Consider the following 17,324-nt stretch of genomic DNA (forward strand, 5'->3'; position numbering starts at 1 on the left):
GCAAGTCATCGACGCTCAGACGCAGGTAGTCGCGCAGAGCCACCACGATCTCTTCCTGGACGGGAGACAGCGTCGCGAGCAGGTTATGTCGCGTGTGGGGTCGATCATGTTGCGTGCTGCGGTAACGCCACCGGGCAATGGTGGGACACGAGACATGATAACGCCGAGCCAGTTCGCTATCGCTGACCGAGGCGGGTGCCTGCTGGATCTCCTTGCGGATGCGCGGTGTGGTGGTCGCCGTCTTATGCAGTTTGATATCCATCTCGCTGCTCCTGGATGAATTGAGCAATGAGTTCACGCGCTGCCAGCAGAGGATAGCTCCTAAGGCTTAATCTATCATCCGGCCTCTTACACTTAGGCAGAGTATTCTCACAGGCACCAAGCCCATATGGCAAGGTGGCACACACAAGGCTAGCATGAGGCTTATCGCACCATGTGGTTTCTTTTCCGTTCCGTCTTTCTCGCTATGCTGCTGTCGCTGCCCGCATTGGCAGAACAGGTCGCTGATAGCGGTAGGGACTGTCATACGGTAACGATGCCTGTGGAGTCGATGCACCTCACTACAGATAGCCCTCCTGCCCATGCCAAGACTAGAAAAGAAGTAGCTGGTTGCGAGGGCAAAACAACTGAAGGTAAATCGTTAGAGACGTGTAAGCCTCAGCCAGAGTGCACCACGGGCAGTTTGGTGTTTGATAGCGTCCCGCAGCTTGGCAATTATGGAATGGTTGCTCAGGCACGCCTAGTCATGCCTGACACACCGTCACCCTTTAGTCCCCCCCAAACCCTTTGGCGTCCACCGCGCCGAGCCTGATTCTCAATAGCACTTTCCATTCGCAGCGCTTGATCGCCTGTGAAATCAGAGCACGTGCGCCACAAAGTGGCGGTCGTGGAAAGCCTTGGAATCAAAAATGGCTCATCAAAAGAATTCTCGTATCCTCTCCATGTGGTGGCTCATCGGAACCATAGGCCTGGTTGGCTTGGAAAGTACGGCATGGGGCAGTAATGCTCAGGCCGCCCCGCTAACCTTTTATCAAGCAGTCGCACTGGCCGAGCGGGGGGCGCCTGATCTAGCGGCCAAGGCCGTGAAGATCGAAAGCACCCATGCTTTGCTCGAACCAGCCGATGCGCTTCCCGATCCGAAACTTATGCTGGGCATCAGCAATTACCCTGTGTCTGGTCCTGAAGCCGGTAGTCTGAATGATAGCGCGATGACCATGCGCAGGATCGGCATTGCCCAGGCTATTCCTAATAGCGCCAAGCGCCGGGCGCGCCGGGAAATTGCCAGCGCCGAGTTGGGGCAGGCCCGGGCGCAAGCGCAAGTCGTGCGGCTTCAGGTTAGACAAGAAGCTGCCCAGGCCTGGCTTACGCGCTTTTATGTGGAGCAAAAGCTGACATTGCTCGACGAGCTCGATCGAGAAAATGCCCTGCTTCATTCGACCGTCAATGCAATGATCGCTTCGGGACGAGCCCCACTTACGGATGGCGTACTTGCCAGCCAGGATGCTGCCCGGCTCGCCGATAGTCGCGATGCCCTGGAAGGTGAACAGGTTGCCGCCGTCGCACTGTTGCGCCGCTACGTGAACGAAGCAGCAGACGAGCCGTTGCTGGGCTCGCCTCCCTCCTTTTCCCTGTCTCCTCAGGCCCTGCGTGACCAGGTATTGCAATATCCCGATGTGCTGGAATTGGAGGCAAGTATGCGTACAGCAGAAGCGCGGGTACTAGAAGCGCAGTCTCAGAGACGCCCGGACTGGGGGGTCGAGTTGGCCTGGCAGCAGCGCGACGAGCGCTATGGTGACATGATTTCTGCCCAGATCTCTTTTGACCTACCCCTGTTCGCCGCCACCCGACAGGACCCTACGATACGCGCCCGACAGCTCAGCGTAGAACAATTGACACTCGAGCGTGACGCATTGCTGAGCGAGCAGGCCCGCGAACTCGATAGCCAGTTGGCAGACTATGCCACGCTTTCCAGCCAGTTCCATCGAGCCCAGTCCACTTGGGTGAAGCTTGCCGAGCAGAGAGTCGATCTGCAGTACGCCGCCTATATCAATGGGGATGGCGATCTGGGTGCCGTGTTAGCGGCACGCCGTGATCTCATTAACCAACGTTTACGTGTCTTTGATCTTGCCTTTCAGCGTGATCTGCTTGCCATGCGGCTGACATTTGCCTATGGGGAACCCGCACAATGAATACAACCAAGTTTCGTCAGCTGGTACTGGTAGCGGCTGTGGCTACCGCAAGCAGCGCAACGACATACTGGGCTACCCGAGATGACACGCCAGCTCTGACAGCCTCGGCTCAGGCCGCGACCACCGAGACCGAGCGTGAAGTACTTTACTGGTACGACCCGATGATGCCGGGTCAACGCTTCGATAAGCCGGGCAAGTCGCCTTTCATGGATATGGAACTGGTGCCGAAATATGCCGATGAGGGTGGCAGTGACACAGCTGCGGTCAGTATTAACCCGAGTATTTTGCAGAACTTTGCCGTACGTACCGCGGTCGTCGAGCGCAAGGAAGTGACGCCTTCGTTAAGTGCCGCCGCTAATGTGCAGTTCAACGAGCGGGATGTAGCTGTGGTGCAGGCACGCAGCGATGGCTTTGTCGAACGTACCTATGGCCACGCCCCCAGCGACGTTCTCACCCAGGGAGAGCCGCTGGTCGATCTGCTTATCCCAGCCTGGGGAGGCGCTCAGGAAGAGTTCCTGGCCGTGCTGCGCACGGGTGATCTGGCGTTAATCAAGGCCGCCCGAACTCGGCTGAGGTTGACGGGAATGCCGGCCGAGCTGATCGAATACGTCGAGAAGGTGCGCCAGGTCCAGCAAATCGTGACACTCAAGACGCCGGTCAGTGGCATGCTCAAGAGTTTGGAGGTACGCCAGGGCATGACGCTCAAGGCTGGCGCCACACTGGCCACTCTCAATGGTCTGGACACGGTATGGGTGGAAGCAGCCGTGCCCGAGATCCAGGCTGAGCAGGTCGCTGCCGGCCTGCCCGTGGAGGCGCGCTTGCCTGCCTATCCTGGCGAGACCTTTCACGGACAGGTAATCGCCGTGCTGCCCGAAAACGATGCTACCAGTCGCACGCTGCGAGTGCGGATCGAGCTGCCCAACCCTGAGCTGCGCCTGCGTCCTGGCATGTTCGCCAGCGTTGCGATCCGTGGCCCCGCTCAGACGCACCTACAAGTCCCCGTTGAGGCGGTACTGCGAGGTGGCGAGTATGACTACGTGCTGGTCGCCGAAGACAATGGCGGGTTTACACCACAGCGTGTGGTAACAGGCACCGAGTCACAGGGGCGGGTGGCACTGATCGAGGGTACCCACGAGGGCCAGCGTGTAGTGGCCTCAGGCCAGTTCCTGATCGATTCCGAAGCCAGTCTGGCCGGTGCACTCGATCGTTTAGGCATAGCCAAGGCGAAGGGTGGCGCCAGTAAGGACAGTACAAACGTGGCCGACACAGGCGGCATACATGTACCCACCATGCAGGGCATGAACATGCCGGACATGGACATAAGGGACCAAGGCACGATAAAGGCCGGCCCCATCACGGGACGCGGTAAAGTCGAAGCAATTTCGTCAGGACAGATCACCTTGTCACACGAGCCGATCCCGGCACTTGGCTGGCCAGCGATGACCATGCCTTTCGAGCTGGTCAATCTGTCAGTGGCTACGGGGCTCCAGCTTGGGGACAGCGTAACTTTCACTTTGCAGGAAGGTGAGGTGGGCTATGTTATCGCCAATCTGCAGGTAGAGGGGGGCGTACAGTGATCGAACGTCTGATACGCTGGTCTATCGTCAATCGCTTCCTGGTCCTAATACTGACACTGTTTCTGGCGGCTGGCGGTGTCGTCGCGGTCAAGGATATGCCCCTAGACGCCTTGCCAGACCTATCCGATGTACAGGTAATCGTGCGCACACCGTATCCTGGGCAAGCACCGCAGCTGGTTGAGGACCAGATAACCTATCCGCTCTCGACCATGATGCTTTCTGTCCCCGGAGTCAAAACGGTGCGCGGCTACTCGTTCTTCGGCGACTCCTATGTCTACGTGCTTTTCGATGACGAGACAGATCTGTACTGGGCACGCTCACGGGTGCTCGAGTACCTCAGCCAGGCGCAGAGTCAACTACCCGACGAAGTCTCGCCAGTGCTTGGTCCCGACGCCACCGGCGTGGGCTGGGTCTACGAATATGCGCTGGTCGATCGCAGTGGGCAGCATGACCTGGCGCAGTTGCGTAGCTTGCAAGATTGGTTCCTCAAGTACGAGTTGAAGAGTGTGCCCGGTGTAGCCGAGGTGGCCACCATCGGCGGCATGGTCAAGCAGTATCAGGTGGTGCTCGACCCGGTGAAGATGGCGGCCTATGGCATTCCGCAGGATCGGGTAATCGCTGCTATACAGCGGGCCAATCAGGAAACTGGCGGCTCGGTGCTTGAGCTCGCCGAGACTGAATACATGGTTCGTGCTTCCGGCTATCTGGAATCGCTGGAGGACTTCCATCGTATTCCATTGAAGACCAATGGCGCCGGTGTGCCGGTAATGCTGGGTGATGTCGCCTCGGTGCAGATTGGTCCCGAAATGCGCCGTGGTATTGCCGAACTTGATGGAGAGGGAGAAACGGTGGGGGGCGTCATTGTGCTGCGCTCAGGCGCCGATGCCCGAGCTACGATCATCGCTGCCAGGGAGCGCCTGGAGACACTAGAGGCGAGCCTGCCCGACGGTGTCGAGATCGTGACTACCTATGATCGCAGCCAACTGATTGACAGCGCCGTCGATAACCTCAGCTACAAGCTGATCGAGGAATTCATTGTTGTCGCGCTGGTCTGCCTGGTGTTCCTCTGGCATCTCCGTTCGGCGCTCGTTGCTATTCTGTCGCTGCCTCTGGGAGTGCTGGCTGCATTTTTGATCATGCAATGGCAGGGCATTAATGCCAACATCATGTCCCTGGGGGGGATCGCCATCGCCATCGGGGCCATGGTCGATGCAGCGGTGGTCATGATCGAGAATGCGCACAAGAAGCTCGAAGCCTGGCAACATGCCAACCCGCAGGCCGAGCTGAAAGGCGAGGCTCGCTGGCAGGTGATCGGCGATGCCGCCGCTGAGGTCGGCCCTGCACTGTTTTTCAGCCTGATGATTATCACGCTGTCGTTCATCCCAGTGTTCACCCTAGAATCCCAAGCCGGTCGGTTGTTTTCGCCGCTAGCGTTTACCAAGACCTATGCCATGGCTGCAGCGGCTGGGCTTTCAGTCACGCTGGTACCCGTGCTGATGGGCTACTGGATTCGCGGGACGATCCCTGACGAGAACAGAAACCCTCTGAACCGCCTTCTAATTGCTATCTACCGGCCAATGCTTAATGGCGCACTGCGTTGGCCAAGGATGACGATCTGCCTGGCGCTGGTTCTGCTGGTCAGTGCAGCCTGGCCAGTGACTCGGTTGGGAAGTGAATTTTTACCGCCACTTGATGAGGGTGATCTGCTTTATATGCCAACTGCGCTGCCGGGCCTGTCGGTAGGCAAGACGTCGCAGTTACTGCAGCAGACTGATCGCCTGATTAAGAGCGTGCCCGAAGTGGATAGCGTATTCGGCAAGGCTGGACGTGCTGAAAGTGCCACGGATCCGGCTCCGTTGACCATGTTCGAAACGACCATCCGCTTTAAGCCGCGCGATGAGTGGCGTGACGGAATGACGCCGGAAATGCTAGTCGAGGAACTCGACCGGGTGGTTAAGGTGCCGGGCCTGACTAATGTATGGGTACCGCCGATTCGCAATCGTATCGACATGCTGGCGACCGGCATCAAGAGCCCGATTGGCGTCAAGGTCACAGGAACCGACCTGGGCGAGCTCGACCGTATTGCCCAGCAGGTCGAGCAAGTAGCCATCGAGGTACCGGGTGTCAGCTCGGCGCTGGCCGAACGCCTCCAGGGCGGGCGCTACGTGGATGTCGATATCGACAGGGCTGCCGCGGCGCGTTATGGCCTTAACATCAGTGACGTCCAGTCTATCATTGCCTCGGCGATCGGTGGTCGCAACATCGGCGAGACGGTTGAAGGACTGGCCCGTTATCCGATTAACGTGCGTTATCCGCGCACAATCCGCGACTCGGTCGCCGGTATACGCAGCCTGCCAATCCTGACCGAGGCGGGTGGACAGATCACCCTTGGCAGTGTCGCCAATATTCGCCTGAGTGAAGGTCCACCGATGTTAAAAAGCGAGGGGGCGCGGCTCATGGCATTGGTCTATATCGACGTGCGTAATCGGGACATCGGCTCGGTGGTGGCTGACTTGCGTGACGCCGTCATCCGTAATGTCGAGCTGTCTCCTGGTGTGTCGATCGCCTACTCGGGGCAGTTCGAGTACATGCAGCGAGCCAACGAGAAGCTCAAACTCGTAGTGCCGGCCACACTGCTCATCATCCTGGTTTTGTTTTATCTGACATTCCGTAGCTTCAGCGAAGCGCTGCTACTGATGGGAACGTTGCCCTTCGCGCTGGTCGGCGGGGTATGGCTGCTCTACCTGTTCGGCTATAACAACTCGGTGGCCACCGGCGTCGGCTTCATCGCCTTGGCCGGGGTCTCGGCTGAATTCAGCGTGGTGATGCTGTTGTATTTAAAGCAGGCGATAGACCAGCGTCAGCCAGCTAAAGGACACATCGATGCGGTATCACTTGATGCGGCGATCCGTGAAGGAGCAGTGCAGCGCGTGCGGCCCAAAGCGATGACTGTGACGGTGATCCTGGCTGGGCTGCTGCCCATTCTGTTGGGTAGTGGCACCGGCTCGGAGATCATGAGTCGCATTGCCGCACCTATGGTAGGCGGTATGCTGACGGCGCCACTAGTGTCGATGTTTCTGGTCCCCATCATTTACCGCTGGTTGCGTCAGCCTCGGAGTAAGGATCGCAGGCAGGGCGAGGACGATTCAGTACCCGACGGAGATGTGATTGCCGACGTGGCCGGCATGCCTTCCTATTAATAGTGCGTGGCGGGTCCGGAGCTCGCTTCGGACCCGTACAAGGTATGACGGGGCATGGAAAGGGTCATGCAGGACCGCACTTTATTGTTTGGATTCAGCTGCGTTTCAGCTTGCTGCGTTATGCTTAAAAAAAGCAGGTCACGCTGCTAAATGTCCTCCATGCGACCAGCATCGCGCACAATGCGCATGGTTTCGTGCTCTTCAAGAGAAAGCAGGTTAGTGAGCAGCTCCCGGGCGGAGTTCGTCTCGGCACGTGAAAGCAGGAAGCGGTAGAGGCCTGAGACTTTATCGTGCCAAGCAAGAATGGCCGCCATGACTTGGTCCGTGTCCTTGTCACGAAAGGCATCGTTACACTGCTCATGAGGCTCGATTGGGTATTTTTCGAAATACTCGTAGCACCAAGTGTTCAGCGCCGAAGGCGAGGCATCCTGGCGGGACATCTCCAGAGTTCGGCTGAGTTCCCGCTCATGCTGGGCAAGATAATCCAAGAGCATCTTGACTCGCTCTCGACGCGAGCTTGTCGAACAGTGGGACAAACAGTCGGCAAGGTTGGTGTGAGCAGCTTTCGTCCAGTCCAGTACGTCACCCAGGGTTTCGACTTGCATTGTTCTCTCCTAAGAAGTTCAAAGGGTTATCAGAAGAACCTTTATAGCGCTTTATTTCCAAAGAATAGGTTGCCTGGTCATGGTTTCACTAGCCTAACTGACTATGTCTATTGAGTCTTTAGGAAAGAGAGCCTGAATCTGTTGCTGACTTGATGAAGATCAATAAACGAAAGACGCATTTGGCAGTAAATGTAATTGAGGTGACCAATGCATGCTAACTGCGCCATGCTAATAGTTATAAGGGAAAGATAAGGCTCCTGGTAGCTGCCTTGGGTAACACTTAATTTATGAAAGAAAGGGGAGGATTTTCATGAACATTCGAGTTGCCTTGCTATTAACTTCCGGCATGCTGCTGGGCGGTGCCGCCAATGTGCAAGCGGCAATGCCTGACGGTGCCACTCTCCATAAAAACCCTTCATGCGGCTGCTGTGATGAATACGCAAAGCACCTGGAAGCCAGAGGTGTCGAGGTCGAAATCGTTGAAAGCCAGGATCTTAATAGTATCAAACTGGAAGCTGGCGTCCCTTACGGTTACGGCTCATGCCATACCGTCATGCTAAGCGACTACGTAATTGAGGGCCATGTTCCCTTGGTTGCTATCGACAAACTGCTTGCCGAGCGTCCCGATGTTGAGGGCATTGGCCTGGCTGGCATGCCTCAGGGGTCGCCGGGTATGCCGGGATTCAAGCAGACGTCATTCGAGATCATAAGCTTTGTGGAACAGAAGGCATCATCTTTTATGACGCTGTAGATAGCATCTGCGCAGGTATCGCAAGGAAACAAGGATTGATAGCTAATGGCCAATAAAACCGACGTTACCCGTGTCCAGCAATCCGATTCAGCCGATCTCAAGCAATATACCTGTCCCATGCATCCTGATATCGTAACCAATCAGCCGGGTGACTGTCCCCGGTGCGGCATGCACCTCGTCCCGATGGGAAGCAGCGACTCGTCTACAGAACCTAACCACGGTCACAGCCAGGGACATCATATCGGCCAAGGGCTCGCCATGCCGGTGAGTAGCGGCAAGTATGACAACGTACCTGACGGTTATCCAGGAGCCGTTTATACCTGTCCCATGCATCCCGAGGTACGCCAGACTCGTCCCGGCGCTTGCCCATTGTGTGGCATGGGGCTGGAGCTCGAGTCTGCCGTAGTCGGCGAGGCGGGACCTAATCCCGAGTTAATGGATTTCACGAGGCGTTTTCGGGTCGCAGCCATTCTTACAATTCCGCTATTGATATTGACGATGGGCCCCTTGCTGGGCCTAACCGGAATTCGCGGGTTTTTTGGAGAACGAACTGCACAGTGGATTGAACTGGTGCTCAGCACGCCGGTAATTCTGTGGTCAGGGTGGCCGTTTATGGTGCGTGGCTACCAGTCCTTCCGAACCCGGAATCTCAACATGTTCAGTCTGATTAGCATGGGCGTTGGGGCAGCTTATCTTTTCAGTATTGTGGCAGTGTTAGCGCCAGGGATTTTTCCGGCGGGCTTTCGCGATGAGAGTGGTGATGTTGGGGTCTATTTCGAGGCCGCGGCGGTGATTGTGGCTCTAGTACTGCTGGGCCAGGTAATGGAGCTGCGTGCAAGGGAAGGCACGGGCAAGGCGATCCGTGCGCTGCTGGACATGGCGGCTAAAACGGCGAGGGTGATCCGCCCCGACGGCAGCGAAGAAGAAATTGCGTTGGAAAACGTCCAGGTGGGGGATCATCTGCGGGTGCGGCCCGGGGACAAGGTGCCGGTAGATGGTGTGGTAGTGGAGGGCCGCTCTTCCATCGACGAGTCGATGATTTCAGGGGAGCCCGTGCCGGTGGAAAAGGTGACCGGTGACCAGGTCACCGGAGCTACGATCAATGGCACCGGCAGCTTGATCATGGAGGCTACGCGCGTCGGTGCGGATACCATGCTTAGCCAGATCGTCGCCATGGTGGCCAATGCACAGCGGTCACGTGCGCCGATCCAGAAATTTGCCGATACGGTAGCGGGCAAGTTTGTCCCTGCAGTGATTGGGGTTGCAGTCATCGCATTCATCGCCTGGGCGATTTGGGGACCAGCGCCGGCACTGGCCTATGCGCTGGTCTCGGCAGTAGCAGTGTTGATCATTGCCTGTCCCTGTGCGCTGGGACTGGCCACCCCTATGTCGATCATGACCGCCACTGGTCGGGGAGCGCAGAAAGGGGTACTGATCAAAAATGCCGAAGCGCTAGAACGCTTCGCCAAGGTTGATACGTTGATTGTCGATAAGACCGGTACATTGACTGAAGGCAAACCGAAGCTGGTAGCCGTGCTGCCTGTGGCAGGACATGTCGAGGCCGACGTCCTCCGTCTAGCAGCCAGCCTTGAAAAAGGCTCTGAGCATCCACTAGCTGAGGCGATCGTGGCAGGCGCTGAGGAACGCGGCGTTCTCCTTGATAAAGCCTCGGAATTTGAAGCCGTGACCGGCATGGGTGTAAAGGGCATGGTCGATGGCAAACACGTAGCATTAGGCAATGCCAAACTGCTGGCTGAACTTGGCCTGGAGGGTGGCATATTGGTGGATGCCGCCGACGCCCGCCGGGATGAAGGCGAAACAGTGATGTTTGTCGTGTTTGATGGCCAGATCGCTGGGTTGGTCAGCGTGGCTGACCCAGTAAAGGAAACTACCCCCGGTGCACTAAAAGCATTACACCAGTTGGGATTCCGTATCATTATGGCTACTGGTGATAACGAACGCACCGCACGCGCTGTCGCTGGAAGGCTAGGCATCGATGAAATTCGTGCCGATGTCATGCCCGAGGATAAGGCGCGTATCATTCGCGAACTTCAAGAACAGGGACATCAGGTCGCCATGGCAGGTGATGGCGTAAACGATGCACCTGCACTCGCCCAAGCCGACGTGGGTATCGCCATGGGTACTGGTGCGGACGTGGCCATCGAAAGTGCTGGCTTCACCTTGGTTAAGGGTAATCTCGATGGGATCGTACGTGCCCGACGCCTATCGCAAGCCACCATGCGCAACATAAGGCAAAACCTCTTCTTCGCACTGGTCTACAACGGAGCCGGTGTGCCGGTTGCGGCCGGGCTTCTGTTCCCGTTCTTCGGGATATTAATTTCACCGATGTTTGCAGCCTTCGCAATGAGCGCTTCGTCACTGTCGGTCGTCTTGAATGCGCTGCGCCTGCGCCAAGTGAGGATCTAGTCATGGCTAAACCTTCTGACGTAAAACAGAGAGATTGGCGTTTCTGGCTGACATTAGCCGGCTTTGCTTTTATCGCATTTTTCTTTCTATGGCAGGAGCACCGAGCGCATCTGCTCGGTGCATTGCCCTGGCTCTTCGTGCTGGCCTGTCCTCTCATGCATGTATTCATGCATGGTGGGCATGGCCATGGTGGTCCAACGTCACACGGCCAGAGCAACAGCGAGCGCAAGGAGGGGCGAGATGAATAGTGGCTTGCAGGATTACGGCCTGTGGAGTCTGGTTATACTGAATTCGACGGTGTTCATTACTTTTGCGTTCAGCTTCTTCAGGCCGCAAACCCGTCGGGACTGGCGCTCCTTGGGTGCTTTCAGCGCTTTTATGGTGGCCCTGTTCACGGAAATGTATGGGTTTCCGCTTACCCTCTATTTCCTCTCCGGCTGGCTGCAGAGCCGGTACCCGGAAGTGGACTGGTTTGCCCACGATAGCGGGCACCTCCTGGAGATGCTTTTTGGATGGCAAGGCTCTCCTCATTTTGGACCGTTCCATCTTCTAAGCACGGTGTTCATCTTCGGAGGGTTCTATCTTATTGCGACGGGATGGAGAACACTTTATGCGGCGCAACGTGAGGGCGTTCTGGCTACAAGCGGACTTTATGCCTATATCAGGCATCCCCAGTATACTGGATTCGTGTTGGTAATGTTCGGCTTTTTGCTGCAGTGGCCTACCCTACTTACCTTGGCCATGTTTCCGGTACTGGTGTGGATGTACTCGAGATTGGCTATGCGTGAAGAGCACGAAGTGGAGCGCCGGTTTGGTGATGAGTGGCGGCGATACGTTGTTAATACGCCTCGGTTTATTCCTCGTTTAGGCGCGCTCAGCCCTGGTACCTAGTTATAGGCAAGGTGCTAAGTGAAAGTGAGCGGTCTTGACCGCTCACTTTTATTGTCACGAGCGACGTCTTCCTGTTCCCTGTGAAGACTGATGGCAACTCCAGGGCTCGTGGCGGGCATTGTCTTTCACGTTCTGGTCGACGAACCGATAGTGATCCTCCTTGAAGCGGGTCCACCAGTCATGGCTTACCTCAACGGCATGCTTGGCCAGAATACCCTCCACACAATCGATGCACAGACGTGATGCATCATAGGCCAGATCGAGCCGCTGCTTACTTTCGTTGAAAGATACGCTATCCAGGCCGTAGAGCTGATCGATTTCAGCGACGGCTGCCTGGCGCTTTTCAGGATGACTGGGCTTGAGCTTGAGGTGGCGTTTCACCAGGTTGACCGTGGAGACGCCCAGGCGGTGTTCGTCTTGCATGGCTGTGCCCTTGACGAGTGAAACGAGCGCCTGTGGAAAATCCACAGGCGGGAAAAGTAATCAATGCTGAGCTTTAAAGTTTCGTGGCTGGCTGACACGTAGCTTAATGTCCATGCTCTTCGCCTTGCATGTTGCCCCTACCTCCACCGCCGCCATGCATGTTGCCCATCATCTGTTGCATCATCTGCATGTGTTTCTGCATCTGGCGCATGTGCTCCTGCATCATGGCCGAGCGTTCTTGCGGAGTACTGGCTTCCGACATCTGCTCCATGTGCTGCTGCATCTTTTCCATATGCTCACGCATCATGGGCATCATGTCGCCGTGGCCACCATTCATCATGTGGCCGTCGCTCATGCCTTCCTCCATGTTATGGTTTTCCTGTTGCGCCAGGGCAGGGCCTGCAAGCGTTAATGCAACCAATGACATCATCACTAATCTGGAAAGGGACATTGCGTACTCCTTCTTTGTTAACACATAGGGAAAGTATGAATGGTTTCTGCTTTACGTGAATTGATGGAGCTCAATTTTCCCATCCTTCCTCTATAAAGCAGCCGATAACTCCTGTCGATAATGGCTAAGCTAGCAGGCGCTAATTGGCAGGGGAAGCTGCCTGATTAAAATCATAAAGCTAAGTGCTGTCTAATCAACTGGATAGATAAAAAGGTACGGTTGCCGAGGTAAGGTTGGAGTAATGAATGCTAGCCTTGCATGTTGTTACGTTATTCTACATTTTACATAAGAGGATTCAGCTTGCGTTCAGGATTGTTATCTACGCTTAAGTCTAAATACATAGAATAATAAGTAGGTAAGGCTGCTACGTTTTAGTGACGGTAAGGATTGCTGGCCAGCGACGCGAGGGATTCGCATGGAGCTGTTGACTCTACTTTTTATTTTGTTACTTAGTCTAGGTGCCGGCCTGCTAGTGCAGTGGCTGCCTATGCGCCACCAGCCGATGCCCACCTATCCTCAGCGCGCGCCTTTTCTTGGCGGTGGCACACCTGACAGCCACGCCTGGAGCCGCTATCACGTCCGCTATTATCCCATGACGCTGCTGCTGATCGCCTTCGAGATGGAGATGATGTTCATGTATCCGTGGGCGGTGGTGTTCGTTGAGACGGGCATGAAAGCAATGATGGAGATGGGCATGTTCCTGGCCATCCTGTCGGTGGGCATCGTTTATGCCTGGCGTGAGGGGGTGTTCAAGTGGCAGTGAGCTGGTTACGGAAGCTCGCCTCGCGCACGCAGGTTCCCGTGTTTCCCGTGCTGGGCAAGCAGGGCGATAGAGCGCTGCGGTACCTCGCGCTATCGCCGGAAATCGAACTGGTCGATTCGCCACGCCATGCCAGTGTGTTGCTGATTGCGGGAGAGGTTCCGGCTGACCGGTTCGAACCCCTGCGGCGTGTTCACGATCAGTTGCCCTACCCCTTCACCACCCTGTGGTTTCGCAGCGAACCGTGGCCTCATCTGGAAAACGTGCCCCGTGTCGAGAAACTCGACGAGTTGCCCGGGGCCCTGATTACGGCACATCGTGAACTGATGGCAGGCCAGCGAGACAGCGCGCCACGCATCTTGACGGATAAACCGCCCAACCCTTGGAAAGGCGAGGGCGACTTCGGTCAGGGCGGCGAAGGCATGATGGGTGGGGTGCCCTACGGGCGGCCCATGGCCATGAATATGCAGGACGACATCCGCGATGGGTTGACGCTGGATTCACTGACCTTCCGGCTCGGGCCATTCTTCTCAGCATTTCCACCCGGCATGATGGCGGAGATTACCTTGCAGGGTGATCTCGTCCAAACATGGAGCACTCAGCTCGCCCCATATCCGCAGAGCCTCGATCCGGTATTTTTCACCGCCCGGGAACGACCGGTCCCCATCGCCGAGCTTGAGCTCGCCCGGGCCCGCCATCACCTGCATCGTCTATTTCAAGCCCTGCGTCTTGCCGGGCTGGAGAACGCCAGTCTGGACGCCTTGCGCCTGGCACAGAACCTCTCGACCTCAAGCACGCTGGGTGGGCTGCGCCGTCGCCTGGTGCGCAGTGGTTTCTTTCGTCTGTCTTCGATGGAGGGTGGTGTGCTCGATCCCGAGCAGGCCCGGCAAATCGGTGGCCCGGCTGCTCGTGCTGCCGGGTTGGATGATGACCTGCGCTTGGAAGACGCTGGCTATCGTCGGCTGAGGTTCTCACCGGCGTGTCAGACGCATGGAAATACCCGAGCACGTTGGCAGCAGACCCTGAACGAGATCGACCAGTCGCTTCATCTAGCGCAGCAGGCCGAACGGGATGAGGTATACACGAGCGAGGTGGATCGCATCGAGACGCCACGTGGCCCTTGGTCCGAGCAGGGCCCAGAGGATGCCAGCCCGCTCCTCGACGAGGTCCTGCCAGGCCTGGAGTGGGGCGAGGCGCTGGCGACTGTGGCGAGCCTGGATGTTGCGGCAGTAGTCAACGAGGGGGGCGGAACACAGACGCCTGATGAACTTCGGGTGGTCCAGGGAGGCTCCGGAAATGTTTTTAAATGAGCTACTCCTGCCAGTACTGATGGTGACGTTCATGCTGACTGTCGGCGCCTATGTCGTGGCGGTGCTTGATCGGCTCATTGCCGGCGCATTCGGCGCCCCTCAGGCAGGCAGTGTCTGGCTTGCCCCCATGGCCCGAGGGGCTTGGCTGATGACCCAGCACGCCAATGCCACCGAAGCACCGGACTGGCAGGCCTGGCGGCTGGCGCCGGCACTGTATCTGGCCCTGGCTGCAATTGGACTGGCGGTAGTGCCGTGGTCGGAGTCGCTGGTCGCCACTGATTTGGTCACCAGCGTAGTGTTATGGGGCAGCGTTGAAGCATTGGCGACAGTGGTCATCTTCTTGCATGGCTGGTCGGCGAACGCGCTGCTGCCCCTGATCGGCGGCTATCGTTATGTGGCGTTAGGGCTCTCCTACATTCTGATCAGCATGTTCGTACTGATTGGCGTGGCATTGCCGGCCGAATCGCTACAGTTCACTCAAGTGGTCGCCTCGCAAGAAGCGCTATGGAATGTCTTACGCCAGCCGCTGGGGTTGCCGCTGTTTCTGATCGTCGGCCTGGGCATGACCTTCTGGGGGCCGCTCAACCTGGCCGATTCGGCGGACCTGGCTGGTGGCACGGCTTCTGAAATTTCCGGGCCCCCGCGGCTGGTCTGGGACGTGGCGCGAGCGGCCATGCTGGTGGCTTTCAGTGGCGTGGCAGCGAGCGCCTTCCTGGGTGGCTGGCTGGGACCTTGGCTACCCGGCCCGCTGTGGATGGCAATAAAGATGCTGGCGGTACTGCTCGTATTGCTACTGCTTGGGCGGTTACTGCCGCGTATTGCCCCTGAGCGCTGCGTCACCTTGATGTGGGTAGTGCTGCTGCCGCTGTCGTTTCTCGACCTGGTGTGGGCTGGCATAGGAGCGCTGCTATGAATCACGGCATTGGTGTAGATATCGCGTTTCTGTTGTTGGCCACGCTCGCGGTGGTCACCGGATGGCGAGTGTTTCGTACCGATTCGATGGTACGCGCCTCTTTTTTCCTGCTGGTGTCGTTTATCGCCGTGGGCGTGATCATGATTCTGCTGGCAGCGGAATACCTGGGCGTGGCGATGTTCTTCATGATGGCCGTGGAAATGACGGTCATGGCGCTGTTCATGGTCATGTTCATGATGAATCCCGCCGGTCTCAATCCGATGAACATGGTTCACCAGGAGCGCATCGCTATCGGGGCAGGGATTGTCGGCTTCCTGGTGTTGGGCGCCATGGCGCTATTTGCTGTCTTTCCTGACCAGCCGGTCTCGGCAAGCCTCGATCCAGTAAAGTCACTAGGCAACGAAATGCTCGGTGACTCGATGTTGATCTTCGAGTCGGCAGGCCTCGTCCTACTCACCACCATGATCGGTGTGGTGGTGTTGTCGTGTCACCGAGGGCGCTATGGGGCGGCTGCAGAGGGCTCACTACCGCCAGGGCTGGAGCCGGGCGGCGACCCGGCGGGCAAGCCCGAGGAAGACGAAGAGGAAGAGGGTGGCGGTCATCACCATCATCATCATCACCACTGACCAGGACAGACAGGCAGGGAGGCTTGTATGACACTAACCACACTTTTGCTATTGGCAGCGGCACTGATCGGTATCGGGATCTATGGCGCGCTCTCCCAGCAATCGTTCGTGATGCTGATGATGGGGCTGGAGATGATCCTCAATGGCGTCATGCTCGCCGCGGTGGCGTTCTGGGCCTTTAGCGGGGCAGGCGTGCCGGAAGGGCAACTGCTGACGATCATTGTCATGGCAGTGATGGCCATCGAGATGGCCATGGGCTTTGCCTTGGTGGTGGCAGTTTTCCGCGGCAAGCAGGCCGACATGACCGAGTCATTGACCGGGTTGAAGCACTGATGTTGTGGCTCGTTCCTCTTTTGCCGCTGCTTGCCACCCCCGGCATGTATTGGCTTGGCAAGCGCGGGTCTGGCAAGGGTAGTGGCCGTGCCGTGTTGAGCCTGGCGGGGGCGGCAGTCGCTGTCGTTACCCTGCTGCTCGCGAGTATGGCACTCATGGGGGGCTGGGATGGCGCTTATCGCTGGAGTTCACACATCGTCCTGTCGGTTGGGATGACACCAGCAAGTGGCGTATTCGCCATTGTTGTGCCACTGATCGCGACATTGATCATTGTCTATAGCGCCTACCATGAGTCTGAATCCCTCAGTGAGCGCGTACCAACGCGTCCTCCCGCCAGGTTGATCGCTCTGCTTACGGCGTTTGTCGGGGCGATGGAGCTTCTCGTACTGGCCGAGGATCTGGTCACTCTGCTGATCGCCTGGGAACTGGTCGGGGCATGCTCGTGGGCGCTGATTGCCCATGAATGGCAGGAATCCGACAACCTGCGGGATGCTGCCTGGGCGTTCCTGGTCACTCGCTTTGGGGATCTGGGGCTGTATATTGCCGCGGCGGCAGCATTTGCCGGTACTGGCTCGTTTGCCTTCGCTGAGCTGTCCCAACTCGATGGCTGGCAGTTGCATGTCTTCGTTGCCGGCGCCGTGTTGGCCGCAGCGGCCAAGTCCGCCCAGCTTCCATTTTCACCATGGTTGTTTGCCGCCATGTCCGGGCCGACACCGGTGTCGGCATTGCTTCATGCAGCGACCATGGTCGCTGCAGGTATCTATCTGGTAATTCGGCTGCATGCGGAGATGGCCGCCGTTGCCTGGTTCGGGCCGCTTGCCATCACGTTGGGCTTGGCTACCGCCTTGGCAGGCGGTGTCGTGGCCTA

The 17,324-nt window shown here is 57.5% G+C and carries 16 protein-coding genes and 1 pseudogene; 13 read left to right on the forward strand and 4 right to left on the reverse strand.

The genetic code is table 11. The annotated features are described in order from the left end of the window. A pseudogene (locus BM194_RS20060) lies at positions 1-262 on the reverse strand (IS481 family transposase); the annotation flags it as partial. 634 nt (positions 263-896) lie between these two features. Between BM194_RS20060 and BM194_RS20065 the strand changes: the two are divergent. The 3 genes from BM194_RS20065 to BM194_RS20075 are packed head-to-tail and all read left to right on the forward strand — an operon-like array spanning position 897 to position 6,966. Then, on the forward strand, positions 897-2,189 hold the full coding sequence (locus BM194_RS20065) for a TolC family protein (RefSeq protein WP_143097645.1): 1,293 nt from the start codon (positions 897-899) through the stop codon (positions 2,187-2,189). Then, a complete protein-coding gene (locus BM194_RS20070) occupies positions 2,186-3,766 on the forward strand; it encodes an efflux RND transporter periplasmic adaptor subunit (RefSeq protein WP_092850647.1) in 1,581 nt (526 codons plus the stop codon). Before BM194_RS20065 ends, BM194_RS20070 begins: the two co-directional genes overlap by 4 nt. Next, complete coding sequence (locus BM194_RS20075) at positions 3,763-6,966, forward strand: efflux RND transporter permease subunit (protein ID WP_092850652.1); 3,204 nt, start codon at positions 3,763-3,765, stop codon at positions 6,964-6,966. Before BM194_RS20070 ends, BM194_RS20075 begins: the two co-directional genes overlap by 4 nt. Before the next feature lie 146 nt (positions 6,967-7,112). On the opposite strand, the gene BM194_RS20080 is transcribed toward BM194_RS20075, so the two are convergent. Further along, positions 7,113-7,571, reverse strand: coding sequence for a hypothetical protein (locus BM194_RS20080; RefSeq protein WP_092850654.1), 459 nt, complete (start codon positions 7,569-7,571; stop codon positions 7,113-7,115). Positions 7,572-7,881: 310 nt separating this feature from the next. Here BM194_RS20080 and BM194_RS20085 point away from each other — a divergent pair, with 310 nt between their 5' ends. Genes BM194_RS20085 through BM194_RS20100 form a run of 4 tightly spaced genes read left to right on the forward strand, consistent with a single transcriptional unit; the run spans position 7,882 to position 11,640 of the window. Continuing rightward, a complete protein-coding gene (locus tag BM194_RS20085; protein ID WP_092850656.1) occupies positions 7,882-8,322 on the forward strand; it encodes a DUF411 domain-containing protein in 441 nt (146 codons plus the stop codon). A gap of 45 nt (positions 8,323-8,367) precedes the next feature. Beyond that, positions 8,368-10,749, forward strand: coding sequence for a copper-transporting P-type ATPase (locus BM194_RS20090; protein ID WP_177223478.1), 2,382 nt, complete (start codon positions 8,368-8,370; stop codon positions 10,747-10,749). A 2-nt stretch (positions 10,750-10,751) separates the two neighbouring features. Beyond that, positions 10,752-10,997, forward strand: a complete 246-nt coding sequence (locus BM194_RS20095; protein WP_092850659.1) for a DUF2933 domain-containing protein — start codon at positions 10,752-10,754, stop codon at positions 10,995-10,997. Further along, positions 10,990-11,640 carry a methyltransferase family protein gene (locus tag BM194_RS20100; protein ID WP_092850661.1) on the forward strand — a complete coding sequence of 217 codons (651 nt, stop codon included), beginning with the start codon at positions 10,990-10,992 and terminating at the stop codon, positions 11,638-11,640. Before BM194_RS20095 ends, BM194_RS20100 begins: the two co-directional genes overlap by 8 nt. Before the next feature lie 54 nt (positions 11,641-11,694). Here the strand turns inward: BM194_RS20100 and BM194_RS20105 are convergent, their stop codons facing one another. Further along, on the reverse strand, positions 11,695-12,063 hold the full coding sequence (locus BM194_RS20105) for a hypothetical protein (RefSeq protein ID WP_092850663.1): 369 nt from the start codon (positions 12,061-12,063) through the stop codon (positions 11,695-11,697). A gap of 103 nt (positions 12,064-12,166) precedes the next feature. Then, the gene (locus BM194_RS20110) at positions 12,167-12,514 is read right to left on the reverse strand and encodes a hypothetical protein (protein WP_092850666.1); all 348 of its coding nucleotides are present in this window, start codon (positions 12,512-12,514) and stop codon (positions 12,167-12,169) included. Between the two features lie 415 nt (positions 12,515-12,929). Here BM194_RS20110 and BM194_RS20115 point away from each other — a divergent pair, with 415 nt between their 5' ends. The 6 genes from BM194_RS20115 to BM194_RS20140 form a co-directional block, all read left to right on the forward strand. Then, positions 12,930-13,277, forward strand: a complete 348-nt coding sequence (locus BM194_RS20115; protein WP_092850668.1) for an NADH-quinone oxidoreductase subunit A — start codon at positions 12,930-12,932, stop codon at positions 13,275-13,277. Next, positions 13,274-14,584, forward strand: coding sequence for an NADH-quinone oxidoreductase subunit D-related protein (locus tag BM194_RS20120; protein ID WP_143097646.1), 1,311 nt, complete (start codon positions 13,274-13,276; stop codon positions 14,582-14,584). The genes BM194_RS20115 and BM194_RS20120 overlap by 4 nt, the downstream gene beginning before the upstream one ends. Continuing rightward, the gene (locus BM194_RS20125; protein WP_092850673.1) at positions 14,571-15,497 is read left to right on the forward strand and encodes an NADH-quinone oxidoreductase subunit H; all 927 of its coding nucleotides are present in this window, start codon (positions 14,571-14,573) and stop codon (positions 15,495-15,497) included. Before BM194_RS20120 ends, BM194_RS20125 begins: the two co-directional genes overlap by 14 nt. After that, positions 15,494-16,123 (forward strand): NADH-quinone oxidoreductase subunit J, encoded by a 630-nt coding sequence (locus tag BM194_RS20130; protein WP_092850676.1) that lies wholly within the window; start codon positions 15,494-15,496, stop codon positions 16,121-16,123. The genes BM194_RS20125 and BM194_RS20130 overlap by 4 nt, the downstream gene beginning before the upstream one ends. A gap of 27 nt (positions 16,124-16,150) precedes the next feature. After that, complete coding sequence (locus BM194_RS20135) at positions 16,151-16,456, forward strand: NADH-quinone oxidoreductase subunit NuoK (protein WP_092850679.1); 306 nt, start codon at positions 16,151-16,153, stop codon at positions 16,454-16,456. After that, on the forward strand, positions 16,456-17,324 hold an 869-nt coding region (locus BM194_RS20140), incomplete at its 3' end, for a proton-conducting transporter transmembrane domain-containing protein (protein ID WP_280522560.1). The genes BM194_RS20135 and BM194_RS20140, both read left to right, overlap by 1 nt.

It is taken from the genome of Modicisalibacter xianhensis, assembly GCF_900113605.1.
Taxonomy (GTDB): domain Bacteria; phylum Pseudomonadota; class Gammaproteobacteria; order Pseudomonadales; family Halomonadaceae; genus Modicisalibacter; species Modicisalibacter xianhensis.

Coding starts and splice junctions, on each gene's coding strand:
- BM194_RS20125 (WP_092850673.1), top strand. CDS start 14,571: ATGTTTTTAAATGAGCTACTCCTGCCAGTACTGATGGTGACGTTCATG.
- BM194_RS20110 (WP_092850666.1), bottom strand. CDS start 12,514: ATGTCCCTTTCCAGATTAGTGATGATGTCATTGGTTGCATTAACGCTT.
- BM194_RS20095 (WP_092850659.1), top strand. CDS start 10,752: ATGGCTAAACCTTCTGACGTAAAACAGAGAGATTGGCGTTTCTGGCTG.
- BM194_RS20130 (WP_092850676.1), top strand. CDS start 15,494: ATGAATCACGGCATTGGTGTAGATATCGCGTTTCTGTTGTTGGCCACG.
- BM194_RS20100 (WP_092850661.1), top strand. CDS start 10,990: ATGAATAGTGGCTTGCAGGATTACGGCCTGTGGAGTCTGGTTATACTG.
- BM194_RS20105 (WP_092850663.1), bottom strand. CDS start 12,063: ATGCAAGACGAACACCGCCTGGGCGTCTCCACGGTCAACCTGGTGAAA.
- BM194_RS20070 (WP_092850647.1), top strand. CDS start 2,186: ATGAATACAACCAAGTTTCGTCAGCTGGTACTGGTAGCGGCTGTGGCT.
- BM194_RS20090 (WP_177223478.1), top strand. CDS start 8,368: ATGGCCAATAAAACCGACGTTACCCGTGTCCAGCAATCCGATTCAGCC.
- BM194_RS20080 (WP_092850654.1), bottom strand. CDS start 7,571: ATGCAAGTCGAAACCCTGGGTGACGTACTGGACTGGACGAAAGCTGCT.
- BM194_RS20135 (WP_092850679.1), top strand. CDS start 16,151: ATGACACTAACCACACTTTTGCTATTGGCAGCGGCACTGATCGGTATC.
- BM194_RS20115 (WP_092850668.1), top strand. CDS start 12,930: ATGGAGCTGTTGACTCTACTTTTTATTTTGTTACTTAGTCTAGGTGCC.
- BM194_RS20085 (WP_092850656.1), top strand. CDS start 7,882: ATGAACATTCGAGTTGCCTTGCTATTAACTTCCGGCATGCTGCTGGGC.